Source organism: Candidatus Pelagibacter sp., assembly GCF_052046145.1.
Lineage (GTDB): Bacteria > Pseudomonadota > Alphaproteobacteria > Pelagibacterales > Pelagibacteraceae > Pelagibacter.
Window position 1 is genome coordinate 421,755 of sequence record NZ_JBNGZR010000001.1, and the last position, 18,122, is coordinate 439,876.

The 18,122-nt window shown below is 28.2% G+C and carries 23 protein-coding genes and 1 tRNA gene; 14 read left to right on the forward strand and 10 right to left on the reverse strand.

What is annotated here, in order from left to right:
* Window positions 1-36: 36 nt before the first annotated feature.
* Complete coding sequence (locus ACTT88_RS02155) at window positions 37-1,257, reverse strand: glycosyl transferase (RefSeq protein WP_440907733.1); 1,221 nt, start codon at window positions 1,255-1,257, stop codon at window positions 37-39.
* Window positions 1,258-1,268: 11 nt separating this feature from the next.
* Window positions 1,269-2,072, reverse strand: coding sequence for an HAD-IIB family hydrolase (locus ACTT88_RS02160; protein ID WP_440907734.1), 804 nt, complete (start codon window positions 2,070-2,072; stop codon window positions 1,269-1,271).
* A gap of 97 nt (window positions 2,073-2,169) precedes the next feature.
* Between ACTT88_RS02160 and ACTT88_RS02165 the strand changes: the two genes are divergently transcribed.
* From ACTT88_RS02165 to ACTT88_RS02175, 3 genes are all read left to right on the forward strand, one after another.
* A tRNA-Leu gene (locus ACTT88_RS02165) sits at window positions 2,170-2,255 on the forward strand.
* A 4-nt stretch (window positions 2,256-2,259) separates the two neighbouring features.
* Complete coding sequence (locus tag ACTT88_RS02170; protein ID WP_440907735.1) at window positions 2,260-3,030, forward strand: NAD kinase; 771 nt, start codon at window positions 2,260-2,262, stop codon at window positions 3,028-3,030.
* A gap of 24 nt (window positions 3,031-3,054) precedes the next feature.
* A complete protein-coding gene (locus ACTT88_RS02175; protein WP_440907736.1) occupies window positions 3,055-3,675 on the forward strand; it encodes an SOS response-associated peptidase in 621 nt (206 codons plus the stop codon).
* Here ACTT88_RS02175 and ACTT88_RS02180 read toward each other — a convergent pair whose 3' ends face one another.
* On the reverse strand, window positions 3,676-4,161 hold the full coding sequence (locus ACTT88_RS02180; protein WP_440907737.1) for a YajQ family cyclic di-GMP-binding protein: 486 nt from the start codon (window positions 4,159-4,161) through the stop codon (window positions 3,676-3,678).
* Window positions 4,162-4,272: 111 nt separating this feature from the next.
* On the opposite strand from ACTT88_RS02180, the gene rseP reads away from it, so the two are divergent.
* From rseP to ACTT88_RS02195, 3 genes are all read left to right on the forward strand, one after another.
* Window positions 4,273-5,385 carry an RIP metalloprotease RseP gene (gene rseP / locus ACTT88_RS02185; protein WP_440907738.1) on the forward strand — a complete coding sequence of 371 codons (1,113 nt, stop codon included), beginning with the start codon at window positions 4,273-4,275 and terminating at the stop codon, window positions 5,383-5,385.
* 156 nt (window positions 5,386-5,541) lie between these two features.
* Window positions 5,542-5,817: an HU family DNA-binding protein gene (locus ACTT88_RS02190; RefSeq protein WP_023853992.1), complete on the forward strand. Its 276-nt coding sequence runs from the start codon at window positions 5,542-5,544 to the stop codon at window positions 5,815-5,817.
* Window positions 5,818-5,961: 144 nt separating this feature from the next.
* Entirely contained in the window at window positions 5,962-7,263 is a 1,302-nt protein-coding gene (locus tag ACTT88_RS02195; protein ID WP_440907739.1) for an ammonium transporter, read from the forward strand.
* Between the two features lie 134 nt (window positions 7,264-7,397).
* Here ACTT88_RS02195 and bcp read toward each other — a convergent pair whose 3' ends face one another.
* Window positions 7,398-7,868: a thioredoxin-dependent thiol peroxidase gene (bcp, locus tag ACTT88_RS02200; RefSeq protein WP_440907740.1), complete on the reverse strand. Its 471-nt coding sequence runs from the start codon at window positions 7,866-7,868 to the stop codon at window positions 7,398-7,400.
* Complete coding sequence (locus ACTT88_RS02205; RefSeq protein WP_440907741.1) at window positions 7,861-8,838, reverse strand: glycosyltransferase family 2 protein; 978 nt, start codon at window positions 8,836-8,838, stop codon at window positions 7,861-7,863. Before ACTT88_RS02205 ends, bcp begins: the two co-directional genes overlap by 8 nt.
* A gap of 25 nt (window positions 8,839-8,863) precedes the next feature.
* Here ACTT88_RS02205 and ACTT88_RS02210 point away from each other — a divergent pair, with 25 nt between their 5' ends.
* Window positions 8,864-9,247, forward strand: coding sequence for a rhodanese-like domain-containing protein (locus ACTT88_RS02210; RefSeq protein ID WP_440907742.1), 384 nt, complete (start codon window positions 8,864-8,866; stop codon window positions 9,245-9,247).
* On the opposite strand, the gene ACTT88_RS02215 is transcribed toward ACTT88_RS02210, so the two are convergent.
* A complete protein-coding gene (locus tag ACTT88_RS02215; RefSeq protein WP_440907743.1) occupies window positions 9,244-9,822 on the reverse strand; it encodes a 2-hydroxychromene-2-carboxylate isomerase in 579 nt (192 codons plus the stop codon). The genes ACTT88_RS02210 and ACTT88_RS02215 overlap by 4 nt on opposite strands.
* On the reverse strand, window positions 9,815-10,288 hold the full coding sequence (locus ACTT88_RS02220; protein ID WP_440907744.1) for an ABA4-like family protein: 474 nt from the start codon (window positions 10,286-10,288) through the stop codon (window positions 9,815-9,817). The genes ACTT88_RS02215 and ACTT88_RS02220 overlap by 8 nt, the downstream gene beginning before the upstream one ends.
* A gap of 26 nt (window positions 10,289-10,314) precedes the next feature.
* On the opposite strand from ACTT88_RS02220, the gene ACTT88_RS02225 reads away from it, so the two are divergent.
* Complete coding sequence (locus tag ACTT88_RS02225; protein WP_440907745.1) at window positions 10,315-10,878, forward strand: regulatory protein RecX; 564 nt, start codon at window positions 10,315-10,317, stop codon at window positions 10,876-10,878.
* Here ACTT88_RS02225 and ACTT88_RS02230 read toward each other — a convergent pair.
* Genes ACTT88_RS02230 through ACTT88_RS02240 form a run of 3 tightly spaced genes read right to left on the reverse strand, consistent with a single transcriptional unit; the run spans window position 10,870 to window position 11,950 of the window.
* A complete protein-coding gene (locus ACTT88_RS02230) occupies window positions 10,870-11,013 on the reverse strand; it encodes a hypothetical protein (RefSeq protein WP_179850730.1) in 144 nt (47 codons plus the stop codon). The two genes, ACTT88_RS02225 and ACTT88_RS02230, sit on opposite strands and share 9 nt — an antisense overlap.
* Window positions 11,013-11,777, reverse strand: a complete 765-nt coding sequence (locus ACTT88_RS02235) for a 3'(2'),5'-bisphosphate nucleotidase CysQ family protein (protein ID WP_440907746.1) — start codon at window positions 11,775-11,777, stop codon at window positions 11,013-11,015. Before ACTT88_RS02235 ends, ACTT88_RS02230 begins: the two co-directional genes overlap by 1 nt.
* A gap of 2 nt (window positions 11,778-11,779) precedes the next feature.
* Window positions 11,780-11,950 carry a DUF3553 domain-containing protein gene (locus tag ACTT88_RS02240; RefSeq protein WP_440907747.1) on the reverse strand — a complete coding sequence of 57 codons (171 nt, stop codon included), beginning with the start codon at window positions 11,948-11,950 and terminating at the stop codon, window positions 11,780-11,782.
* 41 nt (window positions 11,951-11,991) lie between these two features.
* On the opposite strand from ACTT88_RS02240, the gene mnmA reads away from it, so the two are divergent.
* The 6 genes from mnmA to ACTT88_RS02270 all read left to right on the forward strand — a co-directional run bounded on the left by mnmA (window position 11,992) and on the right by ACTT88_RS02270 (window position 18,122).
* Window positions 11,992-13,110 carry a tRNA 2-thiouridine(34) synthase MnmA gene (gene mnmA / locus ACTT88_RS02245; RefSeq protein WP_440907748.1) on the forward strand — a complete coding sequence of 373 codons (1,119 nt, stop codon included), beginning with the start codon at window positions 11,992-11,994 and terminating at the stop codon, window positions 13,108-13,110.
* Window positions 13,111-13,274: 164 nt separating this feature from the next.
* On the forward strand, window positions 13,275-14,453 hold the full coding sequence (locus ACTT88_RS02250; protein WP_440907749.1) for a trans-sulfuration enzyme family protein: 1,179 nt from the start codon (window positions 13,275-13,277) through the stop codon (window positions 14,451-14,453).
* Window positions 14,450-15,670 (forward strand): MFS transporter, encoded by a 1,221-nt coding sequence (locus ACTT88_RS02255; protein ID WP_440907750.1) that lies wholly within the window; start codon window positions 14,450-14,452, stop codon window positions 15,668-15,670. The genes ACTT88_RS02250 and ACTT88_RS02255 overlap by 4 nt, the downstream gene beginning before the upstream one ends.
* Window positions 15,648-16,862 (forward strand): chorismate-binding protein, encoded by a 1,215-nt coding sequence (locus ACTT88_RS02260; protein WP_440907751.1) that lies wholly within the window; start codon window positions 15,648-15,650, stop codon window positions 16,860-16,862. Before ACTT88_RS02255 ends, ACTT88_RS02260 begins: the two co-directional genes overlap by 23 nt.
* Window positions 16,859-17,416, forward strand: a complete 558-nt coding sequence (locus ACTT88_RS02265; protein WP_440907752.1) for an aminodeoxychorismate/anthranilate synthase component II — start codon at window positions 16,859-16,861, stop codon at window positions 17,414-17,416. Before ACTT88_RS02260 ends, ACTT88_RS02265 begins: the two co-directional genes overlap by 4 nt.
* Window positions 17,379-18,122, forward strand: coding sequence for an aminotransferase class IV (locus ACTT88_RS02270; protein WP_440907753.1), 744 nt, complete (start codon window positions 17,379-17,381; stop codon window positions 18,120-18,122). The genes ACTT88_RS02265 and ACTT88_RS02270 overlap by 38 nt, the downstream gene beginning before the upstream one ends.

An 18,122-nucleotide genomic window follows, 5' to 3' on the forward strand; every position in this document is an offset into this window, starting at 1 on the left:
TAGTGAAATTGGTAGACACAAAGGACTTAAAGTCCTTTAAAGATAAAATTTATTATCTTCGTTAACAGCTTTTTCTAATCTTATTAAAAAATCTGGTATAGCGCTCTTAACTCTACTCCAAGTTGGTATAAATGGAGCATCCATTGGATTTAAATAAAAATCTTCTCCTGCTTTAATTATATTTTTAGAAAATAATTCTACAGCCTTTTCTTCAGAATGAGAGTCAAATTTCAAACCATTCATTTCAGCATCGCCACGATAAGCGTCAATTAAATCAAGTGCTGACCTATAGTAAGTTGCTTTAAGTGATCTTAATTGCTCTCTACTAAATGAGTGACCTTGTGTAGCAAGTTTTTTTATAAAGGTTTTTATTATATCAATGGACATTCTTGAAAGACCTTTATTTTCATCATCAGAAGATAAATCCTGATGTTTATGGTCATAAGTATCAGCTAAATCAACCTGACAAATATTTTGAGGAGAAAAGTTTCTTTGCATTTCCGACAAAATTCCAATTTCTATTCCCCAGTCTGATGAAATTCTTAATTCGGGTAGAATATTTCTTCTAAAAGAAAATTCTCCAGCTAGTGGATATTTAAATGATTTCATAAAATCTAAATATTCACTTTTTCCAATAGTTTTTTCTAAAGCGTTTAATAATGGAAATACCAAAAGTCTTGCTACTCTTCCGTTCATTTTATTATCAGCAACTCTGGGATAGTAACCTTTACAAAATTCAAAATTAAATAAGGGATTTACAACTGGATAAAATAATTTTGCCAACATTCTACGGTCATATGTTTTTATATCACAGTCGTGTAAAGCAACAGATCTAGCGCTGTTTCTTGCTATAGACATTCCAATACAATACCAAACGTTTCTTCCTTTACCTTTTTCATTCGGTGCTAATGATTTTGTTTGTAATTCTTTATCCAATTTTTTTAAATTAGGACCATCATTCCATAATATTGTAAACGGAGTTTCTAATTTTTCAAAAAAAGTCCAGGCCTTTCTCGCCTGTTTTTCATTAGCCTGATCTAACCCAATAATAATATGATGCAGATAATTAGTTTTAGAAATTTCAGAAACTATCCTTGGTAAAGCATCACCGTTTAATTCACTATAAAGACACGGTAGTATCAGTTCCATTTTTCTTTCTTTTGAAAAACTCAAAAGTTCTTTTTCTATTTGCTTTGTTGACTTTGTTCCAAAATCGTGAAGTGTTGAAATAATACCGTTTTGAGAAAAATCACTCATATTATATTTTATTAATTTTTATTTATTTTAACTAGAGCCATTTTAATCACATCTGCCCAGCCCTGAGGTGATGGCTTGTTAGTTGCAATCAAATTATTTATAGGAATTTCATCTAAAGTGAATTCATCATTAAATACCAAGCAGGGATAATCACTTATTTTAAGCATTTCTAGGTCATTATAATTATCCCCCACAGCTATTGTTTTTACATTTTTATGATATTTTTTATAGAATCTAACAAATACTTGAAGAGCTTTAGCTTTGTTTGTTCTGTCGGTTAAATTAATCACTCTTCCACCTTCTTGTAAGAAAAGACCTTCTGTTCTTATAATTTTCGATAATTGATTTTTTTCAGTTTTGGTTCCGTTAAATATAAATGGAATTGTGTATTTACGATTTAAAGCTAAATTCAATTTTTCATCATCTAAACCAAAAATTAAGCTTTGCCTTTTCTTTTCCATACTAGAGACCCACATGCATTTATTTTGTAAATTTATTGGAACAATTTTTTTAAAAATATTTAAAAGATTATCTTTTTCTCGACTTAGAATTAATTCCTTAGGTAAATCTGAATTTAATAAGTTCAAACCATTTATTGCTGCTCCATTTTCAGAAATAAAAGGCAAATTTGAACCTAACTCGTAATTAAATTCTAAAATTTCTTTCTCCGTTTTGCTAGTGTTAGGTATAATATAAATACCTTTAGAGATTAGTTCTCTCAAATAATTTTTTATTTCATCAAATTTGAATGTATCTCGATGAAGAAGTGAACCATCAAGGTCAGTAAATATTAAAACTTTGAATATTCTTTCCATCAATTAATATTTATAAAAATATTCAAAAATAACAATTTTACATATTAAGCTTGTTGAAATATAAATAATAGCATAAATACTCATGAAATTCATTAATGCCCTCGTGGTGAAATTGGTAGACACAAAGGACTTAAAATCCTTGCCGCTTGCGGAGTGCCAGTTCGAGTCTGGCCGAGGGCACCACTAAATGACTAAATTTCAGATCATTTCTGATAAAAATAAAAAATCCTATAAGATTAAAAATTTATTATTAAAAAAAATCAAATCTCATAAATTTAAAAAAGAAAACCTTACAATTGTTATTGGTGGAGATGGTTTTATGCTTCAAACATTAAAGAAAAATAAAAATTTAAAAAAAAATTTTTATGGAATTAACTCTGGAAATTATGGTTTTCTCATGAACAAATTTTCACAAAAAAATATTATAAAAAATTTATTAAGAGCCAATATAGTTTCAATATCTCCATTAGAAATGACAGTTAAAAATAAGAAAAATCAAATTAAAAAATCTATAGCAATTAATGAAGTTTCTGTACTTAGACAAAGTAGACAAGCAGCTTATCTATCTATAAAACAAGGCTCTACACAAATAATAAAAAAATTAGTTTCCGATGGAGTTTTAGTATCTACACCTGCCGGAAGCACAGCCTATAATTTATCTGTTCATGGACCTATATTAAGCTTGCATTCAAAAAAATTATCTATATCGCCTATTAGCGCTTTCCGACCAAGAAGATGGAAAGGTAAAATTGTAAATGATAAATCAAAAATACTTATAAAAAATTTAAATCCATCTAAACGACCAATCAGTGCTGTTGCAGATAATTTAGAAGTAAGAAATGCTAAATCAATTATCATAAGAACAAATAGTAAAATTAAATTTAATCTTTTATATGATAAAAATAGAAGCTTACAAAAAAAAATTAAAATCGAACAATTACGAAAAGAAACTAGTTAATTAAAATAAATTTAGATTATTAATATGTGTGGCAGATACGTAATAAAAAATCCAGTAACGAAAACAAGCAAACTAGTTAAATCTGCGATTCAGGTTGACGATAGCGAAAACTATAATGCTCATCCTTATCAAAAACTGCCTGTAATAAAAAAATATAAAAATGGAAATACTTTAGAAAATCTACAATGGGGTTTGGTTCCAGGATGGGCTAAGGACAAAGATTTTAAATCTTTAATTAATGCAAGACTTGAGACTATTGATGAAAAGGTTTCATTTAAAAAATTGATTAAAAACAATCGATGTGTTGCAGTTGCAGATGGTTTTTATGAATGGAAAAGAGAAGAGAAAGAAAAAACTCCTCATTATTTTGCTCGTGAAGACACAAATCCTATTTTTTTTGCTGGTATCTTTGAAAACGATCAGTTCTGTTTAATTACAGAGGAAGCAAAAGAAAACATAAATGAAATTCACCATAGACAACCAGTTATTTTAAATCAAGCTGATATTAATCGTTATTTAAATTTAGAATTACAAGGCTCTACATTTTTAAAAGAACGTAAAATTCCTAATTTGATTTTTCATGAAGTTTCAAAAGATGTTAATAAGCCTACTAATAATAGCGCATCCCTAATTCAAAAAGTTTAATTAGTCTCTAAAATTAACAAAATCAATTGGAAGCCCAATATCAATTGCTTTGATTGCAGCGATAGCTTCTTGAAGGTTATCTTTTTTTTTGCCATCTACCCTTAATTCATCGCCTTGGATTTTAATTTGAATTTTAAGTTTTAGTTTTTTGATATCAGCAATAACTTTTTTAGCATTTTCTTGACTAATTCCCTCTTTTAATTCACTGACTTGTCTAATAGATCCTCCTGACGCTCCTTCAGAACTTTTAACTTCTAAAATCCTTGGATCTATTTTTCTTCTAACTAAATGGGTTTGTAATAATTCATTTACTTGCTTTAATTTTAATTCATCAGGCGCATTAGTAGTGACTGATTTATCTTTTCTCTCAATTGAAATATGAAGCCCTTTAAAATCATAACGATTACTGATTTCTCTTAAACAATTAGCTAAGGCATTATCAAATTCTTGATAATTAATTTTACTTATTACATCAAATGATGGCATAAATATATTATACAGTATTAATGATCAAAATTTAAACTAAATTATAAAATCTAGTGATAATAAGGCATTTTAGCTTATTGAGTTAATTGTAAATAATAATATATTTAGATCATGCTTAGTTATATCGTCCCATTTTTAATACTTATCTTAGTGGTCGTTTTTATACATGAATATGGACACTACTATTTTGCAAGAAAATATGGAGTAGGTGTTACAGATTTTTCAATTGGTTTTGGTAAAGAGTTATTTGGTTGGAATGATAAATCAGGTACAAGATGGAAAATATGTGCAATTCCTCTAGGCGGATATGTAAAATTTTTTGGGGATAGGAATGTTTATTCACAAGCAGATCATCAAGAAATTTTAGAAAAATATAATGAAAAGGAAAGGGAAAAATTATTTATCTTAAAACCCTTGTACCAAAGAGTTTTAATTGTATTTGGTGGTCCTTTAGCTAATTTCTTACTAGCTTTAATAATATTTTTTTCAATATATACGTTTATAGGAAAAGATTTTACTCCCGCAGTCATTAATGAAGTTCAAAAAGATAGTCCTGCAATGGTAGGAGGGCTAAAAGCTGAGGATATAATTTTAGAAATAGACGGCAATGAAGTTAAAAGCATTATGGAAGTTTCTAAGTTTATCACAATGTCTACTGGTGATTTTATAAATTTTAAAGTTAAGCGATCTTATGATGAATTAATATTAAAAATAAAACCCAATATTGTTGAAGGTGATGATGGATTGGGAAATAAAATTAATAAAAGAATGGTTGGTATTAAGCTTGGGGCTTACAATAATAAAGTTAACCATGTTAAATTAGGACCTGCTCAGGCTTTATATCACGCAGGTTATGAGGTTTATTTTGTAAGTGTTTCCTCACTTAAATACATCGGAAGTATGATTTTAGGTAAAGCTGATACTTCTCAATTGGGAGGCCCAATTAGAATTGCTAAAATTTCTGGACAAGTTGCAACCTTTGGAGTGTTGGCATTTATCAGTATGATGGCTTATATTTCAATAAGTTTAGGGCTTATTAATCTATTTCCAATACCAATGTTAGATGGAGGACATTTAATGTTTTATGCATTTGAGAAAGTTCTAGGCCGGCCTTTATCTCAAAAAACTCAGGAGGGTTTTTTTCGAATCGGATTGTTTTTGTTGCTATCATTAATGTTTTTCACCACATTTAATGATCTAAAAGACCTGGGTTTATTTAGATAATTCACATTCTAAAAGTTTAAAAAAGTCAATAAATTCAACATTTATTTAAGTTTTTACAAGATGTTGTGTGTTTTAGATAACTAAGCACTAAAAAAAAGCTTGATTTATCAACGTTTATGACAAGTATAAATATCAACCAACAAAACCGGAGCTAAAATGAACAAAAAACAACTAATTGCAAAGCTTTCTGGCTCATTAAATTTGAGCAAAGCAGATGCTGAGCGAACTTTTGATACAATTACCAACACTATTTTAGATGCTCTAAAAGGTGATGATTCAGTTAAAATTGCTGGGTTCGGTACGTACAAAGTAGCTAAGAGAAAAGCAAGAGTTGGAAGAAACCCTAGAACAGGTGAGCAGATACAAATTGCTGCTTCTCAAAAGGTAAAATTCTTACCAGCCAAAGCTTTAAAAGAAGTATTCAACAGATAATATTTTTTTTTAACAGCCCTAACGTTTTAAAATACGTTCAGGGCTGTTACTATATGCAAAAAATGCATAGCCACTTTTCCTAATCAGCGTTACTTTAAAATTTTATTAAAACTATAAAACACCTCTTAAACAAGTGGAGGTCTTATGACTAAATTTATAAAAAAAATGTCCGCACCAATTCTTAGTTTAATATTTTTATTAAACATGAGCACTGCGGGTATGGCAGAGACAACAGTTTCTGCTGAAGTTCAAGCGATATTTAACTCGCTTCTATTTTTAATGTGTGGTTTCATGGTCATGTTCATGGCAGCAGGTTTTGCAATGCTAGAATCTGGAATGGTAACTTCCAAAAGTGTTTCTGTAATTTGTGCAAAAAACATTGGTCTTTACTCAATTGCCGGAATTATGTTTTGGTTGTTTGGATATAACTTAGCATATGGAATACCTGAAGGTGGATATATTGGAACATTCACACCTTGGTCTGATGCAAGTTCAGTTGATACTGGATATGCTGATGGATCTGACTGGTATTTTCAAATGGTTTTTTGTGCAACGACAGTTTCAATTTGTTCAGGAGCGATGGCTGAAAGAGTAAAACTTTGGCCCTTCTTTCTTTTTGCAGCTATCTTATCTGGAATTATTTATCCAATCGTTATGGGTTGGCAATGGGGCGGAGGCTGGTTAGCAGAACTAGGCTTCTCTGATTTTGCTGGTTCAACACTAGTTCACTCAACAGGTGGTGCAGCAGCTTTAGCTGGTATTATGTTGTTAGGTGCTAGATATGGAAGATTTGGTAGTAAAGGTGAAGCGAAAGCTATTAGACCTTTTGCTGCTTCTTCAATTCCATTAGTAACAGTTGGTGTTTTCATCCTGTGGTTGGGTTGGTTTGGATTCAATGGTGGATCTCAACTTGCTATAGGAACATTTGATGATGCAGTTGCTGTATCAAGTATTTTTATTAACACTAATCTTGCTGCTGCTGGTGGTGTAATGGCTGCTGCAATAATCACAAGATTAATGTTTGGTAAAACTGATGTTATTCAAATGTTAAACGGAGCAATTGGTGGTCTTGTGGCAGTAACAGCTGAACCATTAGCACCATCGCCTTTAGCAGCTATTTTCATAGGAGCTGTAGGTGGTTTAATTGTTGTATTTGGAACTAAACTACTTTTTAGCTTCAAACTTGACGATGTAGTAGGTGCAATTCCGGCTCACATGTTTGCTGGAATATGGGGAACATTAGCTGTGCCATTAACAAATACCGATGCATCGTTTAGTGCACAATTAATTGGTGTGCTATCAATTAACATTTTTGTATTTGTGGTGTCATACATCGTGTTCTCTGCTATGAAAGCTACTTTTGGAATTAGACTAAGTAAAGAGGCTGAAGCCAAAGGTACTGACGTAACTGAAACAGGAGTAATAGCATACGCAATACGTGACTAATTGCATGTAATATAGAGGCTCTTCGATCTCCATGTCGTTATCTCATTGAAGAGCCTCTAATAAAAAGAATTAACTATAATCTCTCTCTCTAGTTAGTTAAGAAAAGGCCCCTTAGAAATAAGGGGTCTTTTTTTTTATTTTTTTATAATATTTTGCAGAGTTTTTAATACTTCCTTAGCATGGTCTTTTACTTTAACTTTATCCCAAACTTTAAGTATTTTGCCTTTTTTATCGATTAAATAAGTCGATCTGATTATTCCCATAAATTCACGGCCCATAAATTTTTTCTTGCCCCAAACTTTATACTTTTTAAGCACTTTTAATTCTTCGTCAGCAAGTAAATCAAATTTAATTTTGTATTTATCTTTAAATTTATTATGACTTTTTAAATTATCTTTAGAAATACCCAGAATTTCACAGTTCAACTTTTTAAATTTTGGAAGTAATTTATTAAAATCATTTGTTTCAATCGTACACCCTGGAGTATCATCTTTAGGGTAAAAATAAATAATCACATAATTTCCTATTGATTCTTTAAGGGAGTATTCTTTTTTATTTGTAGATGGTAATTTAAAAATTGGTGCTTTTGTGTTTTCTTTAATCATTTATTTCGTTCTCCTCCCAAAGTTTTTTGTAATCAATTAATGGTGACAAGCCGTAACTTGAGTTAATATTTGTTAGATGTATTGATAAACTTTTTAAGGGAGAAATACAAATTTCTTTTGAATAAATTTCATTTAAATATTTTTCAAATGGATCATGTCTGTCTAGACAATTCTTATAAAAGTTATCCCAATATTTATTTAATAAGTTTTTATTTGTCAGGAAGGTACATAGTGTTTTATCTACAGTTCTCCAATGACGTTTATTTCCAATCAAAACATTTGTTTTTTCATTATTCATGTAAAGATAAGGATAATCAGATGGACACATAAAAATATCCTTATTTAGTTGTGATGCGATTCTTTCATAAGAAGCCACCATTTCTTCCAACATTGGTTCAAAATGTAAATAATCATCCTCAACAAAGTAAATTAAGTCATCACCAGTATCTTTTCCAATCTCAAAACTTTGAAGTAAACTTGCAAGATTTGCAAAAGTTTCTTTATTTTTTTGTTCTGATATTTTCTTTTCATATTTTGAGTAATCTAAATTGATTATCTCTATATTATATCCATCAATTACTTTTTTAACTATATTAAGGTTTTCAGTACTTGAATTATCATCAACAATTATTGTTTTAACATTTATAGTGGGGTGTTTCTTTTTTAAAAAATTAATTGATCTTATAAGTGAATTTAATGATCTTTTAGAATATTCAATTTTTGGATATTCAAATAACCTTCTCCTATTTTGATCCCAAATTTCAATATCTGTATTCATCCTTAGAACAATTAATATTGAATTTACTTTTTTTGTAATTTTGACTTCACCCAAAGGTAAAACTATAGATTTTTCATTCAAAATCGACAGTTCTTCATTTAATTCCTTTCCTAATGTTGGTGACGAAAAATGATTTTGATCTAAAATTTCATAACCTAAAAATTTACATATTTTGATAAAAAATTTTTTCATAATGTGTTATACGTTTTATAATATTATGGTCATTAAATCATTACAAACTCTAGTTAGCGAAACTTTAAAAGAGATTAAGACAATCAATACGGATGAAGCTTATCAAATGGTCCAAGATAAAAATTGTAATCTAATCGACATTAGAGAAAGTAATGAACTAGAAAATACAGGAAGCGTTGAAGGAGCAAGTCATATCCCAAGAGGAATGCTTGAAGTATATTTAGATCCTAATAGTCCAGTACTTCAAAATGGACAAATAGACCAAAATAAAGAATTTGTTTTATTTTGTGCTGGAGGTGTTAGATCAGCTTTAGCCGTAAAATCATTAAAAGATATGGGATATCAAAAAGTATCACATATTGACGGTGGGTTTGGCTCTTTAGCTAGCAGCAAATTTAAAATAATTTAATTAGCATTTAATTCTTCTAAAGCATATTCAAGTCTATCTTGTCCCCAAAAAATTTTATCGTTGACTATAAAGGTTGGAGTTCCAAAAACTTCTTTTTGAAAAGCATCAGTAGTTAATTCAATTAATTTATCTTTAACTGATTGTTCTTTTATAGATTGAAAAAATTTTTCACTATCAATATTTAAATCCCTTATTAATTTAGACATATTCTCAACATTTGATAAGTCATGATTATCTTTCCAATAAGCATCAAAAAAACAATTCAAGTAATCGTTTTGCTTATCCTTATTAACACTAATATATCCTCTCATTATATTTAAAGAATTTATTGGAAAATTAGAATTCCATTTGAATTCAATATTATTTTTTTCAGATACCAGGTTGCAATCATTTATATTATTTCTTAGTTTATATTTATTAAATGCAGGAGAATCAATTCCAGCTAGCTTATGAAGACCTCCTAAATAAATTGGTTTGTAATTAAATGTAATATTTTTATGTTTAAGAATTTTTTTGTGTGCGATATATGCATAAGGGCTAATTATATCAAAATAAAAATCTACATGATTACTCATATAAACTAACTCTTTTTGCGTAAAAGATTCTAATAATCCAATATAAAATTAAACCTATAGGACCAATTAAATAAGTCACAATTAATGGCACAGCCATCAAAACTTTGTTTATAGAAAATTTTTGAGAATCCTTAACAATCCAACCACCAATAAATAAATTTATTGCTATGAAATGAGTCCAAAATATCATTATGTATAAATGGTCTTCAAACAATCTAGATAGCTCACTAAGACCAAGATAAAGGGAAAAATTTCCATCAAAATCATAACCAATTAAATAAGATTTATATAAAATGAAAATATAAACACCACTTAATATGAAAAAAGGAAAAATTGATGTTACAAAAATTCTACTTAAATGTGATTGAGGAAACGCTATCAAGATAAACCAAAAAGGTAGAACTCCAAGGTTGATCCACATGTAAAGTGTCTCAATTGTGAAATAAGTATAAATTTGTTCAATCATTTAGATATATTATATTAAATCTAACAATGATTCCTATAAGAAATAGAAAAAAAACACTTCAAGTAACTGTCGATGAGATGCGTAATTTTGCCTTTGCTTATGTTGAAAAGTATGCTCCTTCAAAACAACAACTCAAAACTTATTTACTAAAAAAATACATGAAACTATCAGCATCTGATGTAAGAAAAAAAGATGTAAATAAATTGATTGATATTGTTTTGTCTGACCTAGAAAAAAACAGATTTATAAATGATAAATTTTATTCTGAAAGTAAAGCTAAAAGTATGATTCAAAGAGGAAACTCAATTAATAAAATTAGAAATTATTTAATTGGAAAAGGGATTAATGAAACATTTATCAAAGATACAGTTGAAAAAATTAAGAAAGATAATTCTGATCAGGATTTTTTTTCGGCAATAAAATTATGTAAAAAAAAAAGAATTGGTCCAGCAAGAGCAGAAGATAATAGAACTTTATTTTACAAAAAAGATATATCTCTACTTGCAAGAAATGGATTTGATTTTGAAACATCTAAAAAGGTAATGGATATAGAAAAAGATGAATATCTAAAAATAATAAATCTACTTTGAATTTTTATCTTTTTCTTCTTTAACAAGCTGATTTATTTTATTTCTTATGTAATTTTTTACGAACACAAATACTAACAATCCAAAAATTGATACTGAAACAATAATTATTAATATTATTCTTAATTGTTCATCCATTATAAAATATTTTTATTTTTCAAAATTATACTTGGATTTTTTAAATCTTTTTTACCGTACAAAATTTCATTTCCCTCAAAATCAGTCACAGTTCCACCTGAATGTTCTAAAATTGCATGACCAGCTGCTATATCCCACTCATATGCTCTGGGTTCAGCAACATAACCATCGTATTCACCAGCAGCAACGACACAGAATTTTAAAGAACTTTTCATTTTAGTATTTTCTTTTACTCCTAAATCATCATAAATTTTTTGAATTTCAGGCTTTATTTTAGTTGAGTACGAAATAAATTTTAAATTATCTGTTTCTTTAGTAGGTAAATTATTTAAGTTTATTTTTTTACCATTGCTAAACTCAAAAGCATTACCTTTTTCAAATGAGTAAAACATTCTTTTTTTTGCTGGAGCATTTATTAATCCAGCAACAGGTCTATTATTAATAATCAAACCAGCATTAATAGTAAATTCTTCTAAATTATTAATATAATCATATGTTCCATCAATAGGATCAACCAGCCAGAAATCTTTTAAATTTAGGTTATCTTTATTTTCAGAGGTTTCCTCTGAAATGATAGGTAAAGTTGGAGTAACCTCAGAAATTTTTTTTGATATAAATTTATTTACTTCTAAATCACCATTACTTACCGGTGTATTGTCTGATTTTATTTTTTTTATCAAACCCTTATTTCTTAATTGTATAGCTAAATCTCCAGCCTCTAAAAAATTATCAATTAAATTTTCAACAATCTCTTTTAAGTTCATCTTCATTTTCCTAATTTTTTTAATTCAACTTTTTTTGCATTAATCACTTTTTTTCCAGCATTTTCAAAATTAACTGTCACTTTATCGTTAATTATAGATTGCACTTGCCCAATTCCCCATTCTTTTTTTTGAGGATTAGTGACTTTGTCACCTGGTTCATAATCTAAAATCATTTAATTTAACTTATATTGTAAATAAGTATAAATACCACCTTATGAATAAAGATTTGAATTCTATTGGTTTAGATAAAAAACCTTCAGATACCACCGTAGTTGTTGCAATGTCGGGTGGAGTAGATTCTTCCACTGTTGCAGGAATTATGAAAAAGGAGGGTTATAATGTAATTGGTATAACTTTAAAACTTTATGATGATGGTAAAGAAGTAGCTGCGTCTAAACAGTGTTGTTCTGGTCAAGATATAATGGATGCTAAACGTGTTGCACATAAGTTAGGTATAGATCATAAAATTTTATATTATCAAGATAAGTTTAAACAAGGTGTTATAGATAATTTTGTTGAGAGTTATTTAAAAGGTGAAACTCCAATTCCATGTGTTCAGTGTAATCAAACTGTAAAATTTAAAGACTTATTTGAAGTTTCAAAAGAACTCAAAGCGGATGCGTTAGTTACGGGCCATTATGTAAAAAGTATTACAGAAAATAAAACTACAAACATGTATAGAGCAATAGATGAAAATAGAGACCAAAGTTATTTTTTATTCAACACAACTAGAGAACAATTAGATTATTTAAGATTTCCCTTAGGTGGAATGTTAAAAGACAAAACTAGAGAAATTGCAAAAAATCTTGATTTAAACGTTGCAGATAAACCCGATAGTCAAGATATCTGTTTTGTGCCAAATGGTGATTATGCTTCAGTAATACAAAAGTTCAGACCAGACTCCTTTCAGAAAGGAAATATAAAAAATTTAAACGGTGAGGTAATTGGTGTTCATGATGGAATTATTAATTTCACAATTGGTCAAAGAAAAGGAATCAAAGTTTCAGATAAAGAAGCTCTTTATGTGTTAAAGATAAATTCGGATAAAAATGAAATAATCGTTGGACCTAAAGAAAAACTTGGAAAAAAAACAATTTCTTTAAAGGAAATAAATTTATTAACTAACAAAGAGGATTTAGATCAAAATTTATTTGTTAAAGTTAGATCTACTGGAAGTCTTCTAGAAGCAAAAGTTGATCTTATAGATAACAATAATGCTAAAGTTAATTTAGCAATTCCTGAAGATGGTATTTCGCCTGGTCAGGCATGTGTTTTTTATCGTAAAGACCAGTTTGGCCACAAAGTGCTTGGTGGTGGTTGGATTAAAGAATAGCAGAAGAATTATTTCTTCTTATTTTTTCTTTTAGCTCTTCTTTTTTTAGACCCTTGTTTTCTTCGGCCTCTATGTTTCTTTGGGTAACTCATTTAGTCCTATTTTAATTTTATTGACGTTTTTCATGGGATATAGCATTGTCTTAATAACATATCAAATTTATTATGGGTAATTCCTTTAAGACTTTTCTCAAACATACAGCTAAAGATTTTCATAATCAGTCTGTAAATCCTCCTGTGGTTAGAGCTTCTACTATTATTTTTAAATCCATGCAGGATATTAAAAAAACTCAGAATAAATATTTGAAAGATCCAGTAAGTGGAAATTTTGATTACGGTCGACAGGGAACATCCACAACATATGCTTTACAACAAATTTTAAGAAAAATTGAAGAATGTTATAAGGTTTATTTAACCCCTACTGGTTTTGGTGCAATATTTCTTTGTGTGTTAAGCGTTGTGAAACCAGATGATGAAATACTTGTTACAGACTCGGTTTACTCACCATCAAGATTTTTAACAGAAACATACCTTAAAAAATTTAATATCAGAGCAATATTTTATAATCCAAACGACTTAAATGATCTAAAAAGTAAGATTACAAAAAAAACAAAGCTTATTTTTGTTGAAAATCCTGGAAGCAACACTTTTGAATTTCAAGATTTATCAAAAATAGTTGCATTGGCAAAAAATAATAAAATTTATACAGCCATAGATAACACTTGGGGAACACCTTATTTTCTGAAACCAATAAAGCTAGGTTTTGATATGTCGATTGTCTCTGCAACGAAATATTATTCTGGTCACTCAGATGTAATGGGTGGCAGTTTAGCTATAAGTAAACGAGTTTTTAAATTAGTAGAAGCAACAAATAAAGTTTCAGGATTAAGATTAGGTCCTGATGATGCATATTTAATTCTAAGAGGTATTCGAACTTTAGATGTAAGATTAGAAAAACATCAGGAAAATGCGCTTAAAGTCTCTAAGTTTTTATCAAAACAGAAAAAAATAATTAAAGTTTTTTATCCATATAAAAAAGGTAGTCAAAATTATAAATTATGGAAAAAATATTATTCTGGAGCATCGGGTTTATTGGGATTTAAAATAAAATCAAAAAATAAAAACTCAGTGTTAAAATTTGTTAATTCTTTAAAACTTTTTGGTTATGGCTTCAGTTGGGGAGGTTTCGAAAGCTTAGCACTTTATCAAACACACCAAGCATTAGGTAAGAGACAATTTACACATATAAATAAAGATGAACATATAATAAGGATGCATATTGGACTTGAAGATCCTAAAGACATTATAGATGATATAAAACAAGCATTAAAATTTATTAAATGAGTTCAGAAAGTTTTACTATAAGCAAAAGAGCACTAATCACTTTAATTGCAGCTTCTATAGTTGTAATTATTTCTTTAGGAATAAGACAGACCTTTGGGTTGTTTTATTTTGATTTTAATACTGACTTAGATATTTCCATTTCTCATTTTGGTTTTGTTATGGGATTGCAGTTATTACTTTGGGGAGTATTCAGTCCGTTGTTTGGTGTAATTACTGATAAATATGGAGGAGCGGTTGCAATATTTATTGGTTTTGTTTTTTATTTAGTTGGGGTTTTGCTTTTTTATTCTGGCTATAATACTGGAGGTTATTTTACTTTAACTATAGGAGTGATGATTGGAATAGGCTTAGGCTCCACTGCAATAGGTATTCCGGTATCAGTAGTAGCTAAACATTTTCCAGCATCTAATAGAACTATTGCAACAGGAATTGTTACATGTGCAGGTTCATTTGGATATTTTGTATCACCTTTACTTGTAAGATATTCTTTAGTTGAAACAGGCTGGGAAAATACTCTTTTATATTTTTCACTTCTTTTAGGATTAGGATTAGTGGTAGCTTTGTTTGTTAGTACTCCAAAAATACCTGTAGGAGTTAATCAAGATAATAATCAAACAGCAAGAGAGGCTCTAAAAGAGGCATTTGCAAATAAAAGTTTTATTTATCTCACTTTAGGTTTTTTTGTTTGTGGTTGGCATATTGCTCTAGTAGCAACACACATTCCTACCTATATGGCAGATAAAGGTTTGCCTGATTGGACACCAGCAATGGTTTTAGCTTTGATAGGAGTGTTTAATATGGCTGGCACTATTACAAGTGGTTATTTAGCAACAAGGTATAGTAAAAAAAAAATATTAAGTGCAATATATCTTTTAAGAGGCGTTTCAATTATCTATTTTATTTTCTTACCACCAAGTATTTTTAATTCTGTAGTTTTTGGAGTTACTTTTGGTTTTTTATGGCTATCTACAGTTCCTCCAACAAATGGAATTGTTGCACATATATTTGGTACAAAATATGTTGGACTTTTATATGGAATAGTTTTTGTAAGCCATCAAATTGGTTCTTTCCTAGGAGCATATCTAGGTGGTGTATTTTATGAATTAAATGGAAATTTTGACTATGCATGGTACGGATCTATCGCATTATCAATTTTTGCAGGTCTGATACATTTACCTATAGTAGAGAAAGCAATTGAAAGAACTCAGCCAGCATAAGTTTAAATTTAACCCTTATTTAGAGGATCTGTATCAATCAGATAAACCTTTAATTATTTATAAAGTAGAAGATGGCTATAATATTTATACAGATTTTTCAAAAAAGATCATTTTAACAAAAAAAAATATACATAAATTTCTTAATTCGTTAGAGAAAAAAAAATATAACAAAGAAACAGATTTATATCTTGGATTTTTTGGCTATGAAATTTTATGTAATTTGATTGGTATTAATTTAAAAAATAAAAAAAGGATAAACTTTTATAAAGGAATTTTTTATAAACCTGAGACTATAATTAAAATTAGAAAAGATATCAAAGTTATATCTAATATAAAAAAACATACATTTAATTATCAATTCAACAAAACTCAAATATTAAGTCCTTTTAAGATTAATATTTCATATGCAAAATATCAAAAAATATTTGAATTATTTTCAAAAAAAATAAGAGAAGGTGAGACTTATCAAATTAAAATTTGTACAAAATATAAGAATAAATCATTAATTAATCCTGTTAATTTTTTTTGGAAATTAATGCGTGTTAATGCGTCCCCAGAGTCGTTTATGATAAAAGACAAGGATTATTCTATAGTAAGTTGCTCACCTGAAACATTAATTGATAAGAAAAAAAATAAAATTATAACAAAACCAATAGCTGGAACTTTTAAGAAAAAAATATTATCCAATAAAAATATAGCTCTTAAATATTTCAAAAATAATGAGAAAGAAACAAAAGAACACAACATGATAGTTGATATGGAAAGAAGTGATTTATCTAAAATTTGTAAGCCTGGAAGTGTTAAAATACTAAAAAAAAAATATGTTGAAGAATATAAGCATCTTTTTCACTATGTGACTTCAATAGGTGGGATAATAAATAAAAATACAAAATTGATTGATATCATCAAAGCTATGATGCCCGGCGGATCTGTAATTGGTTGTCCCAAGATTAGAACCTTAGAACTTCTAAATAATCAAGAAAAAGAAAGTAGAAATATTTTTACAGGAAGTTTTGGGTATATTAAATTTAATCAAGATATGAAGTTTAATATTATAATTAGATCTATATTAAATTACAAAAATCAATCAGAGATCTCTGCTGCATCTGGAGTAGTATTAGATAGTTCACCTAAGAAAGAATTTAATGAAAATTATATTAAAGCAAAATCCTTATTGGAGTTATTTAAATGATTTACATTATAGATCATCAAGACTCTTTTACTTGGAATGTTGTTCATCAATTTGCAAAATTTGATAAAGTTTTTTGCTCAAATTATTTCGAGGTAAATAACAAATTACTTGATAAAAGTGATGTGATCGTCTTATCACCAGGACCTGGATCACCAAAGGATTACCCTAATACTTCAAAAATTTATAAAAAATACAAAGGCAGGAAAAAAATTATTGGTATTTGTCTTGGTTATCAAATGATTTTGCATAATGAAGGAGGCAAAATAATACAACAAAAAAAAATTTACCATGGATTTCAATCTAAAATTAAAACAAATAATCAAAGTAAAATTTTTAAAAATAATCAACAGTTTAAAGTTGGAAGATATCATTCATTAAAATTAATGGAGCCATTTAAATCGAATTCTATTAAAATAACTATGAGATGTAGTAAAACAAAAATACCAATGGGCCTTGAGGATAATCAAAACAAAATATATGGATTTCAATTTCATCCAGAATCTTTTTTAACAGAAAATGGCAACACTCTTATTAAAAAAATCTTATCAGCTTAGTAATCTTAAAGAAGTTACTTTTAAAGACCTTTGGGGATCTAGAGGCGTATTTACTACAATGCGAATGGTTGGAAAACCTCCTAAGTTAATACTTTTAAAACCTCATATAGAAAACTTAATAAAATCTACAAAAAAATATGGAATTAGAAAAAAAAATTTAAAAAATACTATTAAAGGTTTAATTAATAAAAACACTCTGTACAAAGGCCCTGATAATTTATTTCGTATAGCGTTAAATAAAAAACTAATATCAATCTCAATTAGAAAAAGACCAAAACCAAAAAGTAATTTTAATCTATTATTGTTTAGATATAAAAGAGTAGAGCCAAATTATAAAAATTTATATTATAAAAAAATATTAGCAAAATTAAGCAAAGTTGACTCAACTAAATTTGATATTGCTCTAGTAGCAAATGAGAAAATTTTAGAAACAGGTACTTCAAACTTAGTTTTTGTGAAAAATGGAAAGATTTTTTCACCTAAAAAAGATTGTTATTTAGGAAACACACTTAAATTTATAAGTAAGAAAATTAAAATTAATTTTAAAGATATTTTTATTAAATCAATCGATGATTATGATGAAATTATTCTCATTGGATCTGGTAAAGGAGTAACATCAGTTTCAAAAATAAATGATCTTATATGGAGGAGAAGAAATAAAAATTGTTACACTAAGTTAAATAAAATATATAATTCTCTTATTTAA